The following is a 23,026-nucleotide window of genomic DNA, read 5'->3' on the forward strand; positions in this document are numbered from 1 at the left end:
CCGCAAACCTAAAATGCGGCGATGAACCTGCCTCATGACCCGCGCCCCGAAGCCCCGCCCGAAGAACTGAACGAGGACTTGTTCGCCGCCGCCGAAGGCCCGGACACCCATCAGCTGGCCGCCGAGGCGGCGGAAGACGCCGGTCAGGCCCTGGCCTCCAGCGGCCTGCTCAAAAACCTCAACCCCGAGCAGTACGCCGCCGTGACGCTGGGGCAGGAGCCGGCCCTGATCCTGGCCGGTGCCGGCTCGGGCAAGACCCGGGTGCTGACCACCCGCATCGCCTGGCTGATGCAGACCGGCCAGCTGACGCCGGGCAGTGTGATGGCCGTGACCTTCACCAACAAGGCCTCCAAGGAAATGCAGACGCGCCTGGGCACGATGTTGCCGGTCAATGTGCGCGGCATGTGGATCGGCACCTTCCACGGCCTGTGCAACCGTTTCCTGCGCGCGCACTGGAAGCTGGCCGGCCTGCCGCAAGGCTTCCAGATCCTCGATGCATCGGACTCTGTCTCGGCCATCAAGCGCGTCATCAAGGCCATGAAGCTCGATGAAGAGCGCTTCGTGCCCAAGCAGGTCAGTTGGTTCATCGCCGGCGCCAAGGAAGACGCGCAGCGCCCCGGTGACATCGAGCCGCGCGACGAGCAGACCAAGACCCTGATCGAGATCTACAAGGCCTACGAAGACCAGTGCCAGCGCGAAGGCGTGATCGACTTCGCCGAGCTGATGCTGCGCTCCTACGAGCTGATGCGCGACAACCCGGCCGTGCGCGACCATTACCAGCGCCGCTTCAGCCACATCCTGGTCGATGAATTCCAGGACACCAACAAGCTGCAATACGCCTGGCTCAAGATGTTCGCGCCCCCGGGCCGTGGCCAGGGCGTGATGGCCGTGGGCGACGACGACCAAAGCATCTATGCCTTCCGCGGCGCGCGGGTCGGCAATATGGCTGATTTTGAGCGCGAGTACCGCGTCAAAAAGGTCATCAAGCTGGAGCAGAACTACCGCAGCTACTCCAACATCCTCGATTCCGCCAACGAGCTGATCAGCCGCAACAGCCGCCGCCTGGGCAAGACCCTGCGCACCGATGCCGGCCCGGGCGAGCCGGTGCGGGTGTATGAAGCCGCCAGCGATTTCGCCGAGGCCCAGTGGCTGATCGAAGAGGCGCAAGCCCTGCATCGCTCGGGCATCGATCGCAAGGAAATCGCCGTGCTCTACCGCAGCAATGCGCAGTCACGGGTGATCGAGTCGGCGCTCTTCAATGCCGGCATTCCGTATCGTGTGTACGGCGGCCTGCGCTTCTTCGAGCGGGCGGAAGTGAAGCATGCGCTCTCGTACTTGCGCCTGCTTGAGAACCCCAACGACGACACCAGCTTTCTGCGCGTGGTCAATTTCCCGACCCGCGGCATTGGCGCGCGCGCCATCGAGCTGCTGCAGGACGCCGCCCGCGTGTCCGGCCGCAGCCTGTACCAGAGCGTGGGTGCGGTGGCCGGCAAGGCGGGCAGCAATCTGCAGGCCTTCACCGGCCTGATCGACTCGACCCGCAACCTGACCCAGGGCCACACCCTGCGCGAGATCATCGAGCAGATCCTGGAGATCTCCGGCCTCAACGAGTTCTACCGCAACGACAAGGACGGCGCCGAGCGCCTGGAGAACTTGGGCGAACTGATCAACGCCGCCGAAGCCTTTGTCACGCAAGAGGGCTTCGGCAAGGACGCCGTGGCTCTGCCGGTCGATGAACTCTCGCCCGGCGCCATCTCGGAGGGCTTCCCTGCCGCCGTGGCCCCGGCGAACTTCACGCCCGATGCAGAGACCGGCGAGATCATGTCGCCCCTGGCCGCCTTCCTGACCCATGCCTCGCTGGAGGCCGGCGATAACCAGGCGCAAGCCGGCCAGGACGCCGTGCAGCTGATGACGGTGCACTCCAGCAAGGGCCTGGAGTTCGACGCCGTCTTCATCACCGGCCTGGAGGAAGGCCTGTTCCCGCACGAGAACTCCATGTCCGACAGCGACGGCCTGGAGGAAGAGCGCCGCCTGATGTATGTGGCCATCACCCGCGCCCGCCAGCGGCTCTATTTGGCTTTCAGTCAGACCCGCATGCTGCACGGCCAGACCCGCTACAACGTCAAGAGCCGCTTCTTCGATGAGCTGCCGGAGCACGCGCTCAAGTGGCTGACCCCGCGCAACCAGGGCTTCGGCTCCGGCTTCGCCAAGGAATACCAAAGCGCCTGGGAGCGCGGTTCGGGCCTGAAGTCGGTGGTCGGCGCCGGCCGGGTCGAGAAGCCCGCCTACGACACCACGCCGGTGCCCAAGAGCATGAAGCAGGCCGCCGCCCAGAAGGTGGCCGACGAGCACGGCGGCCTCAAGGTCGGCAAGGGCGTGTTCCACACCAAGTTCGGCGAGGGTGTTCTGCTAACGCTGGAAGGCAGTGGCGCCGATGCCCGCGCGCAGGTCAACTTCGGCCGCCACGGCATGAAGTGGCTGGCGCTGTCGGTGGCCAAGTTGACGCCGATTGATTGATTGGTGGGTTGGTTAAGGGGCTGCACCCCTGGTTTGTGCGTAGTCCGGACGAGTCACTGGACTGTCATCTGCGAGTCACGTGGGTTTCACGGCCGCTACATAAGCTCTGGCGGATTCCTCAACCTGAGCTGATGCAAGCCGAAGCAAGCCATGACCAAATCCAACGATGTCTCCGTTCGTGACTTCAACGAAGAAGACTCCAATACCTCTGCCAACCCGAGCTTCGACAGCGTGCTCGCCGCACGCCTGAGCCGCCGCAACATCCTGCGCGGCTCCATCGGCAGCGTGGCCACGGCCGTGCTGGGTGGCGCCTCCCTGAGCGCCTGCGGTGGTGGCGACGATCCGGCGCCCGCACCGGCTCCAGCTCCTGCCCCCGCGCCGGCTCCGGCCCCTCTGGACAAGCTCGGCTTTGGTGCCGTGGCCAAGTCCCTGGCTGACGCTGTGGTGGTGCCTGCTGGCTACACCGCCACGGTGCTGTTCGCCCTGGGTGACCCGCTGACCGCCACGGCCACCGCCTTCAAGAACGACGGCACCGACGCTGACTTCGACAGCCGTGCGGGCGACCACCACGACGGCATGGAATACCTCGGCCTGTCGGCCGACGGCAAACCCAGCCGCACCAGCAGCGACCGCGCACTCCTGGTGATGAACCACGAAGCCACCAGCCACAACAGCGGCGAGCGTGCCTCGGCCTTCGTTCACGCCAATGGCGGCACCAACACCCTGCCGCGTCCTGCCGCTGAAGTGGACCGCGAAGTGCCGCTGCACGGTCTGTCGGTGGTCGAAGTCAAGAAGTCGGGCGCCACCTTCGCCTACGTCAAGGAATCGGCCTTCAACCGCCGCATCACGCCGCTGACCCCCGTGGTGCTGTCGGGCCCCGCCGCCGGCAACGCGCTGATGAAGACCAAGTACGCCGCCGATGGCAAGACCGCCCGTGGCACGTTGAACAACTGCGGCACCGGCTACACCCCCTGGGGCACCGTGCTGACGGGTGAAGAAAACTGGGCCGGCTACTTCACGCGCGGTGCAGCTGACGATGCCGCGCGCGGCAACGACAAGAGCGTGACCTCGCTCAAGCGTTATGGCCGCAGCCAAGGCGGTGCCAGCCGTCACGGCTGGGAAACCGGCGGTGCCGACGACAAGTACGCCCGCTGGGACATCAGCAAGAAGGGCACGTCGGCCGACGGTTCGGATGACTACCGCAACGAGCTGAACACCTTCGGCTACCTGGTCGAAGTGGACGGCTACGACAAGGCTGCATCGATCAAGAAGCGCACCGGTCTGGGCCGCTTCGCGCACGAGAGCGCAGCGTTCAGCGCGCTGGTGGTCGGCAAGCCCCTGGCTGTGTACATGGGCGATGACCAACGTGGCGAGTACATCTACAAGTGGGTGTCTGAAGCCACCTGGGTGGCCGCAGATGCCAACCCGGCCGACCGCATCGCCACCGGCGACAAGTACCTGGACAAGGGCAAGCTCTACGTTGCCAAGTTCAACGCCGATGGCGCCGGTCAATGGATCGAGCTGTCCATCGACAACCCGACCATCAAGGCGGCCACCAACTACGCCTTTGCGGATCAGGCCGATGTGGTCGTGAATGCCCGCCTGGCGGCTGACGCCGTGGGCGCCACCAAGATGGATCGCCCCGAGTGGTGCGCCACCCACCCGACGACGGGCGAGGTCTACTTCACGCTGACCAACAACAGCAACCGCAAGGTCGAGCCGGCTTCGGGTGATTTCGCTGTGGACTCTGCCAACCCCCGTTCGTACACCGACAAGCGTGCCGGCGTCGAAAGCAAGCCTGGCAATATCAACGGCCACATCCTTCGCTTGGCTGAAACGGGCGGCGAATCGGCCGCGGTTGGCTTCAAGTGGGACGTCTATCTGTTCGCGGCTGAGTCCGATGCCGATGCGTCGAGCGTCAACCTCTCGGCACTGACCGCCGACCAAGACATGTCCAGCCCGGACGGCCTGTGGTTCAGCAAGTCCACCGGCCTGTGCTGGATCCAGACCGATGATGGCTCCTACACCGACAAGACCAACTGCATGATGCTGGCTGGCATCCCCGGCAAGGTGGGCGACGGCAGCAAGAAGACGCTGAGCTACACCAAGAAGGACGGCAGCGTCGTGACCGTCGACACCTACGCAGGCAAGACGCCCACGGCCGATACGTTGAAGCGCTTCCTGGTCGGTCCGGTGGATTGCGAGCTGACCGGTTGCTGCGAGACGCCTGATGGCAAGGCGCTGTTCGTCAACATCCAGCACCCGGGCGAAACCATCAAGTCCGCTGACGCTGCTGATCCGACCAAGTACCTGAGCCAGTGGCCCAGCAACGCCGGCTACGGCGCCGGCAAGCGTCCGCGCTCGGCCACCATCGTCATCACCAAGAACGACGGCGGCCGCATCGGTACCTGATGAGCTCCTCCGCTTGCGGCACCCTCGGGTGTTGCAGGTGAAGGCCTAAGCAAGTAGCAAAGCCCCGGCATGCCGGGGCTTTGTCTTTTGGGGCCGGCGATGCTGGCGCTGCAGGCTGCTCAGCGCTCGGCCGCCTGCCAGGCTTGCACCAACTCTTTCGCGCGTTCGCCCACCATGCTTGCGCTGTCACCCGCGCGGTAGATCGCCGAGCCCAGGCCGGCGCCCGTGGCACCGGCGCGGCGGTAGGCCGCCAGGTTGTGCAGGCCCATGCCGCCGACCGGGTAGATCAGGGCCTCGGGCAAGACCGTGCGCCAGGCCCGCAAGGCCTCGGGCGGCAGAGCGTCGTTGGGAAAGGCCTTGAGCGCATGGGCGCCCGCGCGCAGCGCGGCAAAGGCCTCGCTGACCGTGGCCACGCCGGGCATGGTCCACAGGCCCAGGGCCACGCTGTGGCGCAGCAGATCGGGGTCCAGATGCGGGGAGATGGCCAACTGACCACCCGCCTCGCGCAGAGCGTCCGCCTGCTCGGGGCTCAGCACCGTGCCGGCGCCCAGGTGGGCGTCGGCCGGCAGGGCCTGGCGCATCAGGCTCAGGGCCTGCAAGGCGCCGGGGCGGTTTAGCGGCACTTCGATCAGGCGCAGGCCGGCCTCGTACAGGGCCAGGCCGACTTCGGCCGCTTCTTCGGGCTGCAGCCCGCGCAAGATGGCGACCAGGGGCGGGTAGGCGGGCGTGGGCGCAAAGGGGTTGGTGTTCGCTTTCATCGCGGTCCTTTCAATCGTCCAGGCCTTCGAGCGCACGCAGCGCGGCCAGATGCGCTTCGCGCGGATCCAGGCATTGCAGGCTCAGGCCCAGTCGTTCGGCAGCGCGCGCATACCAGGCGCAGAGCCGGGCCTCGCCCACGGCCAGCAAGGGCAGGGCGCGCAAGGCAGGCTGGCGCCGCAACTGGCCCAGCTCGCTGCCGATCAGCAGGCCCGAGAGGCGGGCCGCGGCCTGCAAGCGCAGCGCGTCCACCGCGCTGCCTGGTGTGTGGGTCGGCGGTGCCAGCAAGGCCTCGGCGCGCACGCGGAAGAGCTGGGCCAGCAGCGATGAAGCCTCGTCCTGCGCCCAGTCCACACCTTGATCAAAACCTTGCTGGGCCAGCGGGTGCTCGAGCAGGGGCTGGGTGCTGTCGATCAGGCTGCCCAAAGCGCCTTGCTGGCTCAGCAGTCGGAACAGCTCGCCGGTCATGAAGGTCTGGAAGCTCAGCACCTGAGCCAGGCCCCGATCGCTGCGCAGATGCGCCCATTTGCTGTGCGTGCCGGGCAGGATGAACAGGGCTTCATCGCCCGCCGCCGTGCCGCTGGCTTGCCTATGCCGCCAGGCGCCCAGCAGCTGGGTTTCCTCGCCGCGCATCACATCGGCCGGGCCGGCTTCGGGCAGCTGGCTCAGGCCAGGCAGCAGGCGCAGGCGCGGCGGCTCGGCGCAGACCATGCGGGCGGCGGGCCAGTCGAGCTCCAGGGCCTGCGCGCCCAGCTGGTCCAGGGCCAGAGGCACCGGCAGGTAGGGCGCTTCACGCCAACCGAGGCGGCTGCCGATCATGCCGGACAGCCACACCGTGCGCGGCCCCTGGCGCAGCCAGTCGCCGATGAATCCGGTCAGCTCGGCGCCGAAATCGCGGCGCTGCCCGGGCTTGCTGTTCAGCGCGGCGTGCAGCACGCCGGCCTGGTCGTGGCGCTCGGCCAGCAGCTGGCCGTTTTCATCAAGCGCATAGGCGCGCCGGCTGCTGCTTCCCCAGTCAATTCCGATACATCTCATCGTAAACCCCAGTCTGTTCACGGGCCTTGGCCCTTGTCATGCAGCGCGAAGCTGCGCACAATGAGGTAACGTTAACACATTGCAATCACAGCTGTCCTGAAGGCGGGTGTGGATGCGTTCAAGAACAGGCTCAAGCAGCAAAGGCGGCCCCGCATGTCGGACGATTCGAACAGCAACAACAACAACGGCAACGACAACCAAAACAAGAAACCGGCGCGCCGCTCCCAGCACTGGTTCGGTGGCAACAGCAAGGACGGCTTCATCCACCGCTCCTGGATGCGCAACCAGGGCCTGGGCAGCGAGGCCTTCGACGGCCGACCCATCATCGGCATCTGCAACAGCGGCTCCGATCTCGTGCCCTGCAACGCCCATTTCCGCGGCCTGATCGACAAGGTGCGCGAAGGCATCCTGCAAGCCGGCGGCGTGCCGCTGGAGTTCCCGGCCATGGCCTTGGGCGAGAGCAATCTGCGCCCCACGGCCATGCTGTTCCGCAACCTCGCCGCCATGGAGGTGGAGGAGTCCATCCGCGCCAATCCCATGGACGGCGTGGTGCTCATGGTCGGCTGCGACAAAACCACCCCGGCCCTGCTGATGGGCGCGGCCAGCGTCAACCTGCCCACCCTGGTGCTCTCGGGTGGCCCCATGCTCAACGGCCGCTACCGCGGCCAGGCCATCGGCTCGGGCACCCATGTCTGGAAGTTCTCCGAGGCGGTGCGCGCCGGCCAGATGAGCGAAGCCCAGTTCCGCAGCGCCGAGGCCTGCATGTCGCGCAGCGCCGGCCACTGCATGACCATGGGCACCGCCTCCACCATGGCCTGCATGGTCGAAGCCCTGGGCATCGCCATGCCCGACAACGCGGCCCTGCCGGCCGTGGACGCGCGCCGCCACGAGCTGGCCCGCCAGGTCGGCCGCCGCATCGTCGCCCTGGTGCAAGAGAACCGCCGGCCCAGCGACATCCTGACCCGCGAGGCGTTTGAGAACGCCATCCGCGTCAACGCTGCCATCGGCGGCTCGACCAATGCCGTCATCCACCTGCTGGCCCTGGCCGGCCGCCTGGGCGTGCCGCTGAACCTGGACGATTGGGACCGCCTCGGCCGCGATGTGCCCACCCTGGTGGACCTGCTGCCCGCCGGCCGTTTCCTGATGGAAGAGTTCTGCTACGCCGGCGGCCTGCCCGTGGTGATGCGCCGCCTGGCCGAGGCCGGCCTGCTGCACCGCGATGCGCCCAGCGTGGCCGGCGGTGCCATCGGCCCGCACATCGAGGCGGCCGAGTGCTTTGACGACGAAGTCATCCGCCCGCTCGAACGCCCCGTGGTGGCCCAGGGCGGCATCGCCGTGCTGCGCGGCAACTTGGCGCCCGATGGCGCGGTGATCAAGGTCTCGGCCGCCTCGCCGGCCCTGATGCAGCACACCGGCCGCGCCGTGGTGTTCGAGACCATCGAGGACTACAAGGCCCGCATCGACGACCCCGCGCTGGACATCGACGCCAACTCCATCATGGTGCTCAAGAACTGCGGCCCCAAGGGCTACCCCGGCATGGCCGAGGTCGGCAATATGGGCCTGCCGCCCAAGCTGCTGGCGCAAGGCGTGAGCGACATGATCCGCCTGTCCGACGCGCGCATGAGCGGCACCGCCTACGGCACCGTGGTCCTGCATGTGGCGCCCGAGGCCGCGGCCGGCGGCCCGCTGGCCCTGGTGCAGAACGGCGACCTGATCACCCTCGATGTGGCCGAGCGCCGCCTGCATCTGCATGTGGACGAAGCCACGCTGGCCGAGCGCTGCAAGGCCTGGGCGCCGCCGCCCAAGCCGGCCTCGGGCTGGGCCCGCTTGTATGTGGACCATGTGCTGCAGGCCGACAAAGGCGCGGACATGGACTTCCTCGTCGGCCAGCGTGGCGACCATGTGGCGCGCGAATCCCATTGATTCCCATGGATCTGAGCCACCTGCAGTCACGACACCCGCGATGAATATGAGTATTGATTCCCCATCTTCCGCTGCCGTCCCGCTGGCCAGCTACCCCAGCCTGCGCGGCCGCGGTGTCCTCATCACCGGCGGCAGCTCCGGCATCGGCGGCGATATGGTGCGCGCCTTTGCCCGCCAGGGCGCGCGCGTGGCCTTCACCGGCCGCAATGCTGCCTCCGCCCAGCAGGTGCTGGACGACTGCAGCGGCGCGACCTACAAGCCCCTGTTCCTGCGCTGCGATATGAGCGATGTGGCCCAGCTGCGCGATGCCGTGGGCCAGGCCGATGCCTGGACCCTGGGCCTGAGCGTGCTGGTGAACAACGCCGCCGATGACGACCGCCACGCCTTTCTCGAGGTCACACCCGACTACTTCGACAGCCGCGTGGCCATCAATCTGCGCGCGCATTTCTTCGCCGCGCAAGCGGCCCTGCCCAGCCTGCAGCGCCAGGGCGGCGGCAGCATCATCAACCTTGGCTCCACCAGCTGGAAGAACAAGGTGGTCGGCTACGCCGCCTACGCCACCTGCAAATCGGCCATGACCGGCCTGACCCGCAGCCTGGCGCGCGAGTTCGGCCCCGCCGGTGTGCGCGTCAACACGCTCACGCCCGGCTGGGTGATGACGGACAAGCAGCTCAGCACCTGGGTCGATGCCGAGGGCGAGCGCGCCATGGACGAACACCACTGCCTGCCTGGCCGCATCAGCGGCAGCGATGTGGCCCAGCTGGCCCTGTTCCTGGCCGCCGATGACAGCCGCATGATCACCGCCCAAGAATTCGTCATCGACGCCGGTTGGACCTGAGCATGAGCGTGCACCAAGCCCACATGCCCGACACCCTGCCGCGCTACAGCGCCCGCTGCCTCTGGCCGGCCGAATGCCAGCTGGGCGAAGGCCCGCTGTGGCTGGCCGATGCGGCCCAGGCCTCGGCCGGCCGCCTGCTCTGGCTGGACATCCACGGCGCCGCCGTCCATGGCCTCGACCTGCCCTCGGGCCAGCGCCACCGCTGGGCCTTGCCCTGGCGCGTGGCCTGGCTGATCGCCAGCAATGGCGCTGACGGAAAAACGGAGGAGGGCGTCTTCCTCGCCGGCCGTGTCGATGCCGTGCTGCGCCTGCGCCTGTGGCCGCAGCTGGAAGTGCTGGGCCCCGGCCTGCCCATTCATGAGCCCGCAGCCCCGGGCCAAGGCCTGCGCTTGAACGACGCCAAGCTCGACCCCTGGGGCCGGGTCTGGTTCAGCGGCATTTACGAGCCCGACCCCAGCCAGCCCCGCGCCGAACTGCTGCGCCTGGACAGCCGCGGCCAGCTGCGCACCATGGACCGCGGCTACCGCATCGGCAACGGCCCCTGCTTCAGCCTCGACGGCCGCACGCTCTGGCATGCCGACAGCGGCCTGGGCTGCGTCTGGGCCTATGCGCTGGATGAAAGCGGTGAGCCGCAAGGCGCGCAACAAGGCACGGCGCCGCGCCGCCTCTGGCGCCAGTTCCCGCCCGAAGAAGGTGTGCCTGACGGCATGTGTGTCGATGCCGAAGGCGCGCTCTGGATCGCTCACTGGGGCGGCCACCGCGTCACGCGCTACAGCCCGCAGGGCGAGCCCCTGGCCCGCATCGATCTGCCCGTCAGCCAGGTCACCAGCTGCTGCTTCGGCGGCGTCGATGGCCGCCAGCTCTTCATCACCAGCGCCCGCACCGGCCTCAGCGAAGCGCAGCTGGCGCGTGAGCCCCTGGCCGGCGGCCTCTTCGTGGCCGATCTGCCGGTGGCCAGCGCGCCGCTGGGCCGCTTTGTCTTCGATGCGGCGGCCCTGCGCGCGGGCACGCCTTGGGCATGAACGCAAGTCGCTTTTCCTCCGGGGTGGGCGCGCCAGGCTTGGCGCGACAATGCCGCCCGCCAGGCCATTCGCGCCGCCGCGCGCGGCGCCGGGCCTGCGTCCATTGAGGGAGAGAAAAGCATGTCAACGATGAAGAGCAACAAGCCTGTTCCGAAGCGCCGCGCGCCGCGCGAAGGCGAAGCGGCTGCGCCCGCCGTTTCACCCGCTGCACCGGTCGCAGAGCCCACCCAGGCCGGCCGCATCACCGTCAGCGACATCGCCGCTCGTGCCGGCGTGTCGGTGATGACGGTCTCGCGTGCGCTCAGCGGCAAGGGCTATGTGGCCGAGGCCACGCGCGAGCGGGTGCTGGCCATGGCCCAGGCCATGGGCTATGTGGCCAATCTGGGCGCCAAGGCGCTCAAGGGTGGGCGCACCCATGTGCTGGGCCTGCTGGTCACCGACTTTGAATCCCCCGTGGTGGCCGCCATCATCAATGCCATCAGCCATGTGGTGAAGAAGGCCGGCATGGACTTGATCATCTACGACATCGCCCCCAACGAGGGCGGCCAGGCGCGGCCCGAGGTGGTGCCCCTGCTCAGCAGCTTGTGCGATGGCCTGCTGCTCATCCTGCCCGGCCAGCACGGCGAGCAGCTGGAGCATTTCCAGCGCACCGAGCTGCCCGTCGTCTTGGTCAACTACTGGCGTGCGCCCACGCCGCTGCCGGTGGTGCGCGCCGACAACTACGAGGGCGCCTACGCCCTCACACGCCACCTGCTGGACCTGGGGCACCGCCGCATCGCTTTTGTGCGCGGCACGGCCTACTCGGGCCAGAGCCAGGAGCGTGAGCGCGGCTACACCGTGGCCCTGGCCCAGGCCGGCCTGTCGCCTGCGCCCGAGCTGGTGGTGGAGGGCAACTTCGGCCAGCGCTCGGGCTTTGAGCAAGGCCTGCAGCTGCTGGACCTGGCCGAGCCGCCCACCGCCGTCTTCTGCGCCAATGACTTGATGGCCCTGGGCCTGCTCGACGCCGCCCGTGCCCGCGGCCTGCAGGTGCCCAAGGACCTGTCCCTGGTCGGCTTCGACGACATCCCCGCCGCTGCCCACACCCACCCGGCCCTGACCACCGTGCAGCAAGACTACGAGCAGCTGGGCGGCAGCGCCGTGCGCCTGCTGCTGCAGCAGATCGAGGCCGGCGTGCAGCGCGGCATCCGCGTCGAGCTGCAGAGCAGCCTGGTGATCCGTGAATCCACGGCGGTGCCGCCGGCGGCCAAGGCCGCGCGCGGCGCATCCTCTTCCTCTGTTTCTTCTTCCACCGCTGCGGCGCGCAAGGTGGCTTCTGCGCCTGCCCAGCCCGAACGCAAAAAACGTTAGGCCGCCAAAGCAGCGCAGCCACGATGCGGCGTGCGGGGCGGCCTGAAATCTAGCTCTCATTTGTTTCCGCCCCGCCCATGAGTTCCTTGCCCACGCCCACACCCGCGTCGTCGTCTGCTTCACCGCCCACCTTGTCCTCGGGCCCCGAGCCACAGGCTGCGAGCTGGGGCCTGCGTTGGCGTGATCGTTGGACGCAGGGCCGCTGGAGCAATGGCACGCTGGTCTACGGCAGCTCGGGCCTGGTGCTGCTGTTTGCCCTGCTGCTGCTCGGTGATTTCGCCTGGAGCCTGAAGGAGCGGGCCGTCACGCCCGTGGCCCAGGTTCTGTTGAAGCAAATGCAGGCCAGCGATTTGTTCATCGCCCTGGTCGTGGGCTCGGTGCCGGCCGGCCTGGGCCTGCTGCTCGGGCCCATCGTCGCCGTGCGCTCGGACCGACACCGCGGCCCCTGGGGCCGGCGCATCCCCTATCTGTTCCTGCCCACGCCTTTCATCGTCGTGTCCTTGGTGGGCATGGCCTTCACGCCCGAGCTCGGTGCGGCGCTGCACAGCGTGCTGGGCGGGGCTTCACCGGGTGAGCGCGTCTGCGCGCTGATCGTGTTCTCGCTGATGTGGAGCCTCTTCGAGGTGGCCTCCGTCACCGCCAATGCCGTGTTCGGCGGCCTGATCAATGACGTGGTGCCGCCCACCCTGGTAGGCCGCTTCTACGGCCTGTTCCGTGCCACCAGCCTGCTGGCCGGCATGGCTTTTACCTTCCACCTGATGGGCCGGGCAGAGCAACACTTTGCAGCCATCTTCATCGGCATCGCCCTGATTTACGGCCTGGGCTTTGCGCTGATGTGCTGGCGCGTGCGCGAGGGCGACTACCCGCCGGTTGACGCTGTTCCTGCGTTGCAAGATGCCGCAGCCGGTGGCGGCGCCCTGGGCCGCTACCTGCGCGAGTGCTTCACGCAGCCTTACTACCTGTGGCTGTTCCTGGCCATGACCCTGGGCCTGGTGGCCGGCAACCCGGTCAACAGCTTCGGCGTGTTCTATGCGAAACATGTGGGCCTGGGCCTGGACGGCTATGGCAAGTACCTGGCCCTGACTTACGCCATCTCCCTGCTGCTGGCCCTGCCCGTGGGCTGGCTGGCCGACCGCTGGCACCCGCTGCGCGTGGGCCTGGCCGCCATCACCGCCTACGGCCTGGCCATGCTGGCCGCCGGCACCCTGGTGCGTGAGGGCGGCCAGTTCGCCCTGGCCTTTGTCTTGCACGGCGTGCTCTCCGGCATCTACCTCACCGGCACCGCCGCCCTGGGCCAGTACCTGTTCCCCCGCACCCGCTTTGCCCAGTTCCAGTCCGCCATGAGCCTGATGGCCGCCCTGGGCTATATGGTCGTGCCCCCGCTCATGGGCGCCTGGCTCGATGCCTCCGGCAACGAGTACCGCCACACCTTCATCGCCAGCGGCGCCCTGGCCTTAGGTGCAGCGCTGGCTTTTGTGATGGTGCACCGGCATTTCCAGCGGCTTGGTGGGGCGGGGGGGTATCGGGCGCCGGGGTGAAGGGGAGCTGTGTGCAGGGAGCCGTTCGCTGGCTAACCAAAACGTCGTCGCGGATGAGATGGGGTCTTGAGATTTAAGGCCTGACCCTCGCGCCTTGACCCTCGCGCCTTGCCCTCGCGCCTTGTGTGACCCTCGCGCCTTGTGCTCGGTATTGCACCGCGGTGGGCTACTGCGGATTACGGCTGACTAATTCCCGCAATCCACTTTTCGAGGCTGATCAGCCGGCCATCGTCAATATGCTTCAGCACTTTGCGGATTGACGCCGAGTCATCTTTGCCCGTCAGAGCACGACCATAGGTCGCTTTGACGGCATCGGTGCTGATATGAACCACCTTGTTGAACATCAAGTTGTTGACCACCAGTTGTTCGCACGCGCGCATCAGGCGCGCAGGGTCAAACTCGTTAGTCACGAAGACATACTCAAACGGCTTGCGATCCGACTCTGCTGCCACATAGTCATTGAAATCTGTGATGAACTGTTTTTCACGGTCGGCGCGAACGCTCCATTTCGCTGTCACCAGCGTTCTAGCCTCTGGCCGAATGACCGCAACGTCCACCTTGTTGGGCTTGTCGCCTGATCGCACGCGATTGAAGCCGGGCAGCTCGTGTAGGGCTCGGCGCGTGTGAATCTGCAGGTCCCTGCGTCGGCAGGTTCGTTGCAGCACCTGCGCGATGACATCCTCGAAGCCTTCGCCGACTAGGTTCTTTCGCTTGTTGTCCAGCGCCATGTATTGCCGGGTGCGCTGGACTATGCGATCCCACTCTTCCCGAGAGGGCTCAGAACTCAGATGCGCGGCTAGGCCATCCTTCATGATCGTGACCAGCTCAGGATCCTCCCCGGGGCGCGGAAAACCCCGGCCGGCGTACGGGCGTCGCTGAACTTCGGCCTTGGCCGCTATCTGCTCCGCCTGCTGAAGCACATAGGAAGCAAGATCCTCGGACGCCTTCAGGAAGAGCCAATCAATGCGCTGGGCCAGCTCGCCGGGCGGCGTGCCGAGAGCTGTTGACACCCAGTCGTGAAACGCTAGCGACCGGGCGTACCAGCGTTTGCCAGGCTGACACTTGTCGCTTTCGTAGCAATGTCCCAAACCTGTGGTCTGGTCAGCCCAAAGCAGCAGTTGGTAGACGTGCGCCCATGCTCGATCCGGGACGATACTGTCTTCGCTCTGCTGCGAAAAATACTGGTCTATAAGCCGGGTCCGGTTCTCTGCTCCAAACGCCGATTTCACTGCAATAGCTGCGTTGGCTTGTGCCTCTTCGGTCAAAATTCCCCTCCTCGCGACTCCGTCATGCACGGCGCTGTTCTTGATCCTCCTTTATACCGCGCAATTGCTGAATTAGGTCTAAGGCAAGTGCCCTAGCTAGCAGAGGGGGGACGGCATTGCCTGCTTGACGGTATCGCGAGTGCGCCGGGCCGCCATCGTGCCTTCCTTCAATCATCCCCCGCCGGTGATCTGTGGTGAAAACGAATCGGTCGGGGAAGGACTGCAACCTCGCAAACTCACGTACAGACAAGGCTCTTGCCACGGCGTAGTGGTAGACCGAATCGGCCTTTGTGTTGAGGGTCCACGCCCAAACGCCGGGATGTAGGCGCCGGTATGCGTAGAAGTGCTTGCGTGAAAGCTTGCCAGTACCGTTGTCATGCCCCCATCGATGTCCCGTGATGTACCGATCGGTCAGCTCGTCCCGAAGGTCTCGGTAGTTGCCGCCAGGTGGAATTCCGAGTAGGCGCAACTCCGTATCCGGATTGATGCGCGGTACCTGCACGTTGGCCAAAGTTTTGCCAGCACCGTCTCGCATGAGTTTTTGGTATGCGCTCTTTGGAGCAGAAAGCTCCGCATATGGGATCACGTCCACACGATTACCCACTGGCAGGCCGATCAAGTCACTCAAGGCATCAGCTGCGGTGACGACAGTGGCGTTCGCAGGGTCTACAAGCGCCTCACCTGTCCGCATACTCCGAAGGTGTTCTTGAACAACCACTTGATAGCGTGGTTTTCGTGGCCCCGCAAACCGGGCGAGGGTGACAGCCTGGGTTGCATTCGTTCCAGCAATTTCAACAGGCGTGAGGCCGGTGGTCCTGCGGACCCCAACAAACAGCAATCGCTTGCGCGACTGCGGAACGCCGAAATCGGCCGCGTCGGCGACTTGAGGCAGCACTTCGTACTCACCATCTAGAGCTAGGTCAGCGGCGATCTGTTCGCGCACCCCCATCTGATCCATTCCAGTCACGTTCTCAACGACGAATGCTGGTGGCAAGGTCTGCTTCAACACATCGAGGAACTCGCGATAGAGCGAGTTCCTCGGGTCGTCGATCATGCGCGTGTGGTTGCGGACTTGTGAGAATGCCTGGCAAGGAGGACCTCCAACCAGCACAGTCGCACGGCGAGCTTGTTCAAGGATCTGCTCTTTGATCGCCGCGCTCCGGATGTCGCCAGTAATCGCTTTGGCGCCGGGAAAATTTGCCGCGTAGGTCGCCATCGCATCGGGGTCGTTGTCCGAGCCCGCGATGACGGCAAAGCCAGCCTGTCGGAAGCCCTCGGACAAACCGCCGGCCCCGCAGAACAGGTCAACCACTGCAAAGGGTGTCTCGAAGCCGGAAGCTAGCTTGGCTGAGGCCTTGGTGCCACTTCCGACCTTCGGATTCGAGCTCTTCAGCGCCTGGATTTGTTTTGTCATTTCAGGCTTTCAGGTCTGTTGGGTTCTGGGAACTGCCGCTTGCGCGTCAATTTCAGAACGCTGCGCTACAAACAATTCGCCCTGGCCGCCCTGGAAACGGGCGACATAGGCCTCCATGAACTCGCGCAGCACGTCAGACGCTTGCTTCCGCTCCGCCTGACAAGCGGCTGCGAACGCTGAGCGTAAGTCTCTCTCTACTCGAATGCGGATGCCGGCGTCTTTCATGCGGCGGAGTTTAATGCGTGGATACACGGTGTGTATCCATCCATCTGTCGGTGCGCGGCCTCCACAACTCAGTTCGCCACGGAGGACGCCGTGGTTGGCAGCAAGGGAGTGAATCGTCTTTAGTGCTGTACGAATATACAGCACTAAAGGCGCAACGCCTACGGCGCAGAAACCCTGGCTGAGCTCCCATCAGCCGGGTTGGTCTTCACTTCATCGACGCATACCTCACTCGCTGTCTCGTCAAGCGAGTGGCGGCTCGCTGGTAGTCAATGGGAGTTCACCCAGGGCAACCGAAAGGCAGAACTCGCTGCATTGCAGCCTTCGCTGAATCTGAGATCCGCTGCCCCGGCGCCTGAAGACATATCCCCGCCCCATCCTGACCCCACCTCAGGGCTTGCCCTAGCCCCCGCTTGTGCTTAACATGTTATCGTTATCACACATTGAACATAAGCGAACATGAGCCACACACACTTCCACGCCATTCCCACCGCCCCGGGCCACCATGTGCTGCAGGGCGCGAGCTGCCTGCTGCTGGGTTTTGAAAAACTGGTGCTGCTGCCGGGCCAGGCGCACAGCGGGCAGGTGGCGGGGGACCGCGAGCAGATGTTGGTGGTGCTCTCGGGCACGGCTGAGGCGGTGGACGTGGTGGGTGGCCCGCGCTTTGCGAACGTGGGCGGCCGGGCCAATGTGTTTGTGGGCAACCCGCACAGCGTGTACCTGCCGCGCGGCAGCCGCTTCACGGTGAAGGCCAGCAGCCGCTTCGAGGCGGTGCTGGTGAGCGCGCCGTCCAGTTTGGACACCGAGGCCTACGAGGTGCGGCCCGAGGCGGTGCGCACCGGCACCTGGGGCACGCTGAACTACACGCGGCATTTCCGCGAGATCTTGACGCAGCCCGATGGCCGCCCGGCCAGCAGCCTGATCGTGGGCGAGACCATCACGCCCTCGGGCAACTGGAGCACCTACCCGCCGCACAAGCATGAGCGGGAGGATGAAAAGGGCGGCGAGGTCTTCCACGAGGAGATGTATTACTTCCGCGTGGCCTCGCCCGAAGGCTTCGGCCTGGCGCGCCACTTCAGCCCCGAGCACGGTTTCGACCACACCCACACGGTGCGCGACGACAGCCTGCTGTCCATTCCCTACGGCTACCACACCTACGCCGCCGCGCCGGGCGCTAAGAGCTACTACCTCTGGTTCCTGGCCGGTGACGGCCGCCGCCAGGGCGTGGCTTTGCAGCCCGAGCTGGCCTGGACGCAAAAGCTGGTGGGCATGTGCTGAGTGAGTGAGACAAGCCAAATGAGCACCAACACCCCATCCCAACTCCAATCCCTGTTCTCCCTGCAGGGCCGCGTGGCCCTGGTCACGGCGGGCGCCAGCGGCATCGGCCAGGCCCTGGCCATCGGCTTGGCGCAAGCGGGCGCCGATGTGGCCATCACCCGCCACAGCCAGAGCAGCGAGGACACAGAGGCGGCGGTGCGCGCCCTGGGCCGCCAATGCCTGGTGATCGCCACCGACCTGGCCCGGCCCGAGGCGCCGGCCGAGGTGCTGGCCCAAACCCTGAAGCACTACGGGCGCATCGATGTGCTGGTGAACAACGCCGGCATCATCCGCCGCGCGCCGGCCGCCGAGGTGCGCGACGAAGACTGGGACGCCGTGCTGGACCTGAACCTCGACGCCGCCTGGCGCCTGTGCCAAGGCGCCGGCCGCCAGATGCTGGAGCAGGGCAGCGGCCGCATCATCAACATCGCCTCGCTGCTGAGCCTGCAGGGCGGCATCCGCGTGCCGGCCTACGCCGCGGCCAAGCATGCGCTGCTGGGCCTGACCCGCGCCCTGGCCAATGAGTGGGCCGGCCAAGGCGTGGGCGTCAACGCGATTGCCCCGGGCTATATCGAAACCGCCAACACCGCGCCACTGCGCGCCGACCCCGAGCGCAGCCGCCAGGTGATGGAGCGCATCCCGGCCGGCCGCTGGGGCCAGGCGCAAGACCTGGTGGGCGCGGCAGTGTTCCTGGCGTCTCCTGCGTCTGCATACATGCATGGCCAGTTGCTGGTCGTCGATGGCGGCTGGATGGCCCGCTGAGAGCTTGAGCGCTTTCTACTGCGCGGCCGCCATGCGTCGTTGGTCCGGTGCTCGGAATCCTCACGTACAGGAAGTACGTTCCGGTTCCTGCGCTCCGTCCGCCTCGCCTGACGGCCGCTCGCTACGAAAGCACCCAAGCTTTGAAGCTGCTTTGCAAATAGAGACCTTGCTTCTTTCCCACACCCGCCCGCAGCCGAAGTGCTGCGGCGCCCCATGCCTGATCGAGACATGACGACCACCGTTTCTCTTGTTGAACACCCCGAGGCCGGCGCGGCCAGCCCAGCATGCACGGCGCAGCCCTCCATGGTGGTGCGCGCCGAGCAGGCGATTGCCGCCGCCTGCGCCCAACTGGGCCGCTGCCTGCAGCAGTTGGGCCCGCATTTCCCGGGGGACACCAGCAAGGGCAATTACTTCGCGCCCGCCGTCTGGCCCGAGGAGCCGGACGGCGTCAACAGCAGCTGGACGGCGGGTTTCTGGACCGGCCTGCTCTGGATGGCGCATGAGCTGAGCGGCGAGGCCCGCTTTGGCACGGCGGCAGCCGCCCAGCTGGACGGTTACTCGCGCAGGCTGGCGCGGCGCTTTGTGGTGGATCACCACGACCTGGGTTTTCTCTTCATGCCCTCTTGCGTGGCGGCGCTGCGCCAGGGGCCGCAGCCTCTGGCCCACGCCACGGCTTTGCAGGCGGCCGCCTTGCTGATGACGCGCTATCTGCCACGCGCCGGTGTGGTGCAGGCCTGGGGCCGGCTGGAAGACCCGGCTCAGCGCGGCCGCATCATCATCGATTGCCTGCTCAACCTGCCTCTGCTGCACTGGGCCGCAGGGCAGGGCGGCGCGGCCGAGATGCGCGAGGCCGCCATCAGCCACGCCCAGCGCTCGCGTGAACACCTGGTGCGGCCCGATCACAGCAGCTTCCACACCTTCCACTTCGACCCCGAGACCGGCGCACCCTTGCATGGCACCACGGCGCAAGGTGCCTCGGACCAATCCTGCTGGGCGCGTGGCCAGGCCTGGGGCTTGTATGGCTTTGCGCTCAACCACCGCTGGGTGCCGGAGCAGGGCTTTTTGCAAACGGCCTGCCAGCTGGCGGATCACTTCCTGGCCCTGCTGCCCGAGCATGGCATTGCCTGCTGGGACATGAGCTTCCCGCCCGAGGCGGGCGAGCCCTGGGACAGCTCGGCCAGCGCGATTGCGGCCTGCGGCCTGATGGACATCGCCGAGCAGCTGCCCGCGGCCGAGGCTGAGCGCGCCCAAGCTTACCGCCAGGCGGCTGACCGCATCCTCGACGGCCTGCTGCGCCACTGCGCCGGCTGGGACGCGCCGGGCAACGCCTTGCTGCGACACGGCGTCTACAGCAAGCCCGATGGCTTGGGCGTGGACGAGGCCAGCCTGTGGGGCGACTTCTTCTTCCTCGAAGCCCTGGCCCGCCGCGCCCGTGGCTGGACGCCGTTCTGGCACCCGCCTGCGGCTTTGAGCTCAAGACCGATTCCACCTTCGACTTCGACCCCTGTTTGACCTGGGCTGCGCGGCGCCCCTGCTTGCCAATTCTTCTTTTTCTTCTCGATGCCTTCTCTCTCGCTTCCCTGACCTTTCTCTTTCCGCTCCCCCCGACTCGCTGCGCAGATCAGATCAATACCTACACTGGAGACACGACCATGCGACCCTCGACTCAGACTTTGTTTGCCCCTCGTTCCGCTTCGGCTTTCCCGACCGTGCCGCACGCCGTGGCCATCGCCGCCGCCAGCTTCCTGGCCCTGGCCGCCGGCGGCGCTGCGGCGCAAAGCAATGCCTCGGCCGCCACGCCCGAAGCCAAGGCACCGGTGCAGAACCAGCTGGACACGGTGGTGATCAGCGGCATCCGCGCGTCCAAGGAAAAGTCGCTGAACGCCAAGCGCTTTGCCGATGGCGTGACCGAGGTGGTGAGCGCCGAAGACATCGGCAAGATGCCGGACAAGAACGTGGCCGATGCGCTGCAAAAGCTGCCCGGCGTGACCACCACCGCCGGCAGTGGCGGCCAGGGCGGCTACGACGAGAACGACCGGGTCAGCATGCGCGGCACCAACCCCAGCCTGTCGCTGACCACCATCAACGGGCACAGCGTGGCTTCGGCCGATTGGGACCCGGGCGACCAGATCGCCGGCGGCACCGGCTCCAACAGCTCGGGCGCGGCGCGCAGCGTCAGCTTCCTGCTGCTGCCTTCGGAAATCGTCAGCCAGGTGGTGGTGCGCAAGAGCGCCTCGGCCGACCAGCTCGAGGGCGGCGTGGCAGGCTCGGTGGACATCATCACCCGCCGCCCGCTGGAGTTCAAAAAGCGCTTCTCGGCCGAGATCGGCTTGCAAGGCGTGTACGCCGACCAGGCCGGCAAGACCGACCCGCAGTTCAATGCCTTGTTCAACTGGAAGAACGAGGCCAACGACGCGGGTGTGATGCTGCAGGTGTTTGACCAGACCCGCCACATCCGCCGCGATGGCCAGTCCGAGATCACCTGGGCCCGCCTCTCGCCCGCCACACCGGCCGGCCAGGCCAATGGCGGCCAGTTGGGCAACAAGCTCTACATCAGCGGCCTGATCAACAGCCTGTTCGAGCAAAAGCGCCAGCGCCAGGGCGCGGTGCTGGGCGCCGAGTTCAAGGTCTCGCCGGACCTGACGGTCAACCTCGACGCCTTCCACAGCGAGCTCAAGGCCAGCTACACCAACACCCGTTTCTTCGTGCGCCCCGGCAATTCGGTGGCGGCCAGCGGCGGCGTGGTGCCCAGCGAAGTGAGCTTGGACGGCGAGCGCATCAACGCCGCGCGATTCAACAACAGCGGCAATGCCATGGGCGCTCAGCTGGAGACGCAGGCCAACCCGCTGGCGGCCTCCAAGACTCAGTACCTGAACGCCGACTTCAACTACCGCGCCAGTGAGGCGCTGAGCTTCAAGGGCCAGGTCGGCCACACCCGCGCGCAGGGCGACACCTTCCTGTATTGGAATTACGCCTTCCTGCCCAACACGGCCACGGCCTACAGCTTCCAGGGCATGGACAAGCCGGTGCAGGTGAGCCTGCCCAATGGTTTTGACGGCAGCAAGCTCAGCTATCTGCCTGGCAACTCCGGCGCCGACAACAGCTTCAGTCAGCAGCGCAGCAAGGACCGCGAGAACTACGGCCAGATCGACGGCGAGTACCGCTTCGCCGAGAGCTGCCTGATCTCGGCCCTCAAGTTCGGCGCTCGATTTGCCGAGCATGAGCGCGAGGGCAGCCGCCCGGTCAAGGGCGCCGCGCCGATGAACGCCACCAAGAACGGCCAGGTTGCACTGACCAGCCTGCCGGCCTGGGGCGGCGCCAGCTTCCCCAGCAACTTTGGCAGCGGCCTGGGCGGCAACCCCGGCGGCGCGGGCGTGCCCTTGATTGACCCAGCCGCCGTGGTGGCCTGGTCGGACGCCAACTTCTCGGCCGACCCGGTGTTCAACCGCCCGGTGTCCGGCGTGTTCACGGTGAAAGAAAACGTCAGCGCGGCCTACGGCCTGGCCAAGCTGGCGCGCGACGACTGGCGCGCCGAGCTCGGCCTGCGCCTGGTGCGCACCCGCACGCAAGTCACCACCAACACCGGCGTGCCCTGCGGCGCCGTCACCGCCAGCAATGGCCTGACCTACGGCAGCCCGGCCCAGGCCGAGGCCTGCAAGGGCTTTGTGCCCGAGGGCGCCAGCCTGGTGACCGGCTCGCGCTTCGGCAACTTCTACATCAAGAGCACCGAGAGCAGCGACACCCAGGCCCTGCCCAGCGCCAGCCTGAGCTATGACCTGAGCGACAAGCTGCTGCTGCGCGTGGCGGCGGCCAAGGTGATGGCCCGCCCGGACTACAGCGCCCTGGGCTCGACGCTCAGCGCCTTTGCCTACAACCCGGCCAACAACCCGCCGTCCACCGCGGCCGGTGGCAACGCCGAGTTGAAGCCCGTGGTGGCCAAGAACTACAACCTCGGCCTGGAGTGGTACTTCGCGCGCCGCTCGGTGCTGTCGGCGCAGGTGTTCATGATGGACTTCGACACGCTGATCGGCGCGGGCAGCTCCATGCAGCAGCAGCTGAACACGGCCATCCCGGTGGCCCTGGGCGGCCCGGCCGTGGTGCCCACCCTGGTCAGCTCGCCGGCGGCCACTACCGGCCGTTCGCGCGGCCTGGAGCTGGGCTATGAGCAGCCGGTCTGGGGCGGCTTTGGTGTCTCGGCCAACTACACCTACGCCCATGCCAAGGAAGCCAACGGCAACCCCATGCTGGGCGCCTCCAAGAACAGCTACAACCTGGGCGCCTACTACGAGGACGAGGTCTTCAGCGCCCGCCTGGCGTATGCGCACCGCAGCGCCTCGCGCGTGGGCCTGTACGGCCTGTCGCAGAACTATCTGGCGGCTTCGGGCACGCTGGCCGCTTCGGCCAACTACAAGCTCAACGACACGGTGACCCTGACCTTTGAAGGCCTGAACCTCAACAAGCCGGTGACCCGCTTCTACAACGCGGCCAATGCCAACGTGCCTTTTGATGCCACCACGGCGCTCTACAGCAGCGGCCGCCAGTTCTACCTCGGTTTGCGCCTGAAGTATTGATGATGGGTGCGGGCGCTGCCGCCGGTGCATCAGGCCGGCGGTGGCGCCTTTTTTGTCTTTGCTTGTTCCTTTCCCTTTGCGGTTTGT

At 66.7% G+C, this 23,026-nt stretch carries 16 protein-coding genes; 11 read left to right on the forward strand and 5 right to left on the reverse strand.

Annotated features, from left to right (window positions below; all coding sequences use genetic code 11):
* Nucleotides 1–21 precede the first annotated feature (21 nt).
* Nucleotides 22–2,517, forward strand: a complete 2,496-nt coding sequence (locus tag AC1Q6P_RS15060) for a UvrD-helicase domain-containing protein (protein ID WP_492664688.1) — start codon at nt 22–24, stop codon at nt 2,515–2,517.
* Nucleotides 2,518–2,667: 150 nt separating this feature from the next.
* The gene (locus AC1Q6P_RS15065; RefSeq protein WP_492664687.1) at nt 2,668–4,929 is read left to right on the forward strand and encodes a PhoX family protein; all 2,262 of its coding nucleotides are present in this window, start codon (nt 2,668–2,670) and stop codon (nt 4,927–4,929) included.
* 119 nt (nt 4,930–5,048) lie between these two features.
* On the opposite strand, the gene AC1Q6P_RS15070 is transcribed toward AC1Q6P_RS15065, so the two are convergent.
* Both AC1Q6P_RS15070 and AC1Q6P_RS15075 read right to left on the reverse strand, forming a co-directional pair.
* Nucleotides 5,049–5,687: a 2-dehydro-3-deoxy-6-phosphogalactonate aldolase gene (locus AC1Q6P_RS15070; protein ID WP_492664686.1), complete on the reverse strand. Its 639-nt coding sequence runs from the start codon at nt 5,685–5,687 to the stop codon at nt 5,049–5,051.
* A 10-nt stretch (nt 5,688–5,697) separates the two neighbouring features.
* On the reverse strand, nt 5,698–6,720 hold the full coding sequence (locus AC1Q6P_RS15075) for a 2-dehydro-3-deoxygalactonokinase (RefSeq protein ID WP_492664685.1): 1,023 nt from the start codon (nt 6,718–6,720) through the stop codon (nt 5,698–5,700).
* 153 nt (nt 6,721–6,873) lie between these two features.
* Here AC1Q6P_RS15075 and AC1Q6P_RS15080 point away from each other — a divergent pair, with 153 nt between their 5' ends.
* The 5 genes from AC1Q6P_RS15080 (at nt 6,874) to AC1Q6P_RS15100 (ending at nt 13,388) form a co-directional block, all read left to right on the forward strand.
* Entirely contained in the window at nt 6,874–8,643 is a 1,770-nt protein-coding gene (locus AC1Q6P_RS15080; protein WP_492664684.1) for an IlvD/Edd family dehydratase, read from the forward strand.
* 40 nt (nt 8,644–8,683) lie between these two features.
* Nucleotides 8,684–9,481 (forward strand): SDR family NAD(P)-dependent oxidoreductase, encoded by a 798-nt coding sequence (locus AC1Q6P_RS15085; protein WP_492664683.1) that lies wholly within the window; start codon nt 8,684–8,686, stop codon nt 9,479–9,481.
* 2 nt (nt 9,482–9,483) lie between these two features.
* A complete protein-coding gene (locus AC1Q6P_RS15090) occupies nt 9,484–10,503 on the forward strand; it encodes an SMP-30/gluconolactonase/LRE family protein (protein ID WP_492664682.1) in 1,020 nt (339 codons plus the stop codon).
* A gap of 120 nt (nt 10,504–10,623) precedes the next feature.
* Entirely contained in the window at nt 10,624–11,850 is a 1,227-nt protein-coding gene (locus AC1Q6P_RS15095; protein ID WP_492664681.1) for a LacI family DNA-binding transcriptional regulator, read from the forward strand.
* A gap of 77 nt (nt 11,851–11,927) precedes the next feature.
* Nucleotides 11,928–13,388: an MFS transporter gene (locus tag AC1Q6P_RS15100; protein ID WP_492664680.1), complete on the forward strand. Its 1,461-nt coding sequence runs from the start codon at nt 11,928–11,930 to the stop codon at nt 13,386–13,388.
* Between the two features lie 176 nt (nt 13,389–13,564).
* Here the strand turns inward: AC1Q6P_RS15100 and AC1Q6P_RS15105 are convergent, their stop codons facing one another.
* The 3 genes from AC1Q6P_RS15105 to AC1Q6P_RS15115 are packed head-to-tail and all read right to left on the reverse strand — an operon-like array spanning nt 13,565 to nt 16,319.
* Nucleotides 13,565–14,653 carry a hypothetical protein gene (locus AC1Q6P_RS15105; RefSeq protein ID WP_492664679.1) on the reverse strand — a complete coding sequence of 363 codons (1,089 nt, stop codon included), beginning with the start codon at nt 14,651–14,653 and terminating at the stop codon, nt 13,565–13,567.
* Nucleotides 14,654–14,675: 22 nt separating this feature from the next.
* Nucleotides 14,676–16,067 (reverse strand): DNA cytosine methyltransferase, encoded by a 1,392-nt coding sequence (locus AC1Q6P_RS15110; RefSeq protein ID WP_492664678.1) that lies wholly within the window; start codon nt 16,065–16,067, stop codon nt 14,676–14,678.
* 9 nt (nt 16,068–16,076) lie between these two features.
* Nucleotides 16,077–16,319, reverse strand: a complete 243-nt coding sequence (locus AC1Q6P_RS15115) for a plasmid-related protein (RefSeq protein WP_492703243.1) — start codon at nt 16,317–16,319, stop codon at nt 16,077–16,079.
* Nucleotides 16,320–16,748: 429 nt separating this feature from the next.
* On the opposite strand from AC1Q6P_RS15115, the gene AC1Q6P_RS15120 reads away from it, so the two are divergent.
* From AC1Q6P_RS15120 to AC1Q6P_RS15135, 4 genes are all read left to right on the forward strand, one after another.
* On the forward strand, nt 16,749–17,567 hold the full coding sequence (locus AC1Q6P_RS15120; RefSeq protein ID WP_492664676.1) for a 5-deoxy-glucuronate isomerase: 819 nt from the start codon (nt 16,749–16,751) through the stop codon (nt 17,565–17,567).
* Between the two features lie 18 nt (nt 17,568–17,585).
* A complete protein-coding gene (gene kduD, locus AC1Q6P_RS15125; RefSeq protein ID WP_492664675.1) occupies nt 17,586–18,368 on the forward strand; it encodes a 2-dehydro-3-deoxy-D-gluconate 5-dehydrogenase KduD in 783 nt (260 codons plus the stop codon).
* 228 nt (nt 18,369–18,596) lie between these two features.
* Complete coding sequence (locus AC1Q6P_RS15130) at nt 18,597–19,880, forward strand: glycoside hydrolase family 88 protein (protein WP_492664674.1); 1,284 nt, start codon at nt 18,597–18,599, stop codon at nt 19,878–19,880.
* Nucleotides 19,881–20,020: 140 nt separating this feature from the next.
* Nucleotides 20,021–22,939 (forward strand): TonB-dependent receptor, encoded by a 2,919-nt coding sequence (locus AC1Q6P_RS15135; RefSeq protein WP_492664673.1) that lies wholly within the window; start codon nt 20,021–20,023, stop codon nt 22,937–22,939.
* Nucleotides 22,940–23,026: the final 87 nt, after the last annotated feature.

This window comes from Roseateles sp. GW835-FHT13E02 (assembly GCF_058794035.1).

Coding starts and splice junctions, on each gene's coding strand:
- AC1Q6P_RS15060 (WP_492664688.1), top strand. CDS start 22: ATGAACCTGCCTCATGACCCGCGCCCCGAAGCCCCGCCCGAAGAACTG.
- AC1Q6P_RS15065 (WP_492664687.1), top strand. CDS start 2,668: ATGACCAAATCCAACGATGTCTCCGTTCGTGACTTCAACGAAGAAGAC.
- AC1Q6P_RS15070 (WP_492664686.1), bottom strand. CDS start 5,687: ATGAAAGCGAACACCAACCCCTTTGCGCCCACGCCCGCCTACCCGCCC.
- AC1Q6P_RS15075 (WP_492664685.1), bottom strand. CDS start 6,720: ATGAGATGTATCGGAATTGACTGGGGAAGCAGCAGCCGGCGCGCCTAT.
- AC1Q6P_RS15080 (WP_492664684.1), top strand. CDS start 6,874: ATGTCGGACGATTCGAACAGCAACAACAACAACGGCAACGACAACCAA.
- AC1Q6P_RS15085 (WP_492664683.1), top strand. CDS start 8,684: ATGAATATGAGTATTGATTCCCCATCTTCCGCTGCCGTCCCGCTGGCC.
- AC1Q6P_RS15090 (WP_492664682.1), top strand. CDS start 9,484: ATGAGCGTGCACCAAGCCCACATGCCCGACACCCTGCCGCGCTACAGC.
- AC1Q6P_RS15095 (WP_492664681.1), top strand. CDS start 10,624: ATGTCAACGATGAAGAGCAACAAGCCTGTTCCGAAGCGCCGCGCGCCG.
- AC1Q6P_RS15100 (WP_492664680.1), top strand. CDS start 11,928: ATGAGTTCCTTGCCCACGCCCACACCCGCGTCGTCGTCTGCTTCACCG.
- AC1Q6P_RS15110 (WP_492664678.1), bottom strand. CDS start 16,067: ATGACAAAACAAATCCAGGCGCTGAAGAGCTCGAATCCGAAGGTCGGA.
- AC1Q6P_RS15120 (WP_492664676.1), top strand. CDS start 16,749: ATGAGCCACACACACTTCCACGCCATTCCCACCGCCCCGGGCCACCAT.
- kduD (WP_492664675.1), top strand. CDS start 17,586: ATGAGCACCAACACCCCATCCCAACTCCAATCCCTGTTCTCCCTGCAG.
- AC1Q6P_RS15130 (WP_492664674.1), top strand. CDS start 18,597: ATGACGACCACCGTTTCTCTTGTTGAACACCCCGAGGCCGGCGCGGCC.
- AC1Q6P_RS15135 (WP_492664673.1), top strand. CDS start 20,021: ATGCGACCCTCGACTCAGACTTTGTTTGCCCCTCGTTCCGCTTCGGCT.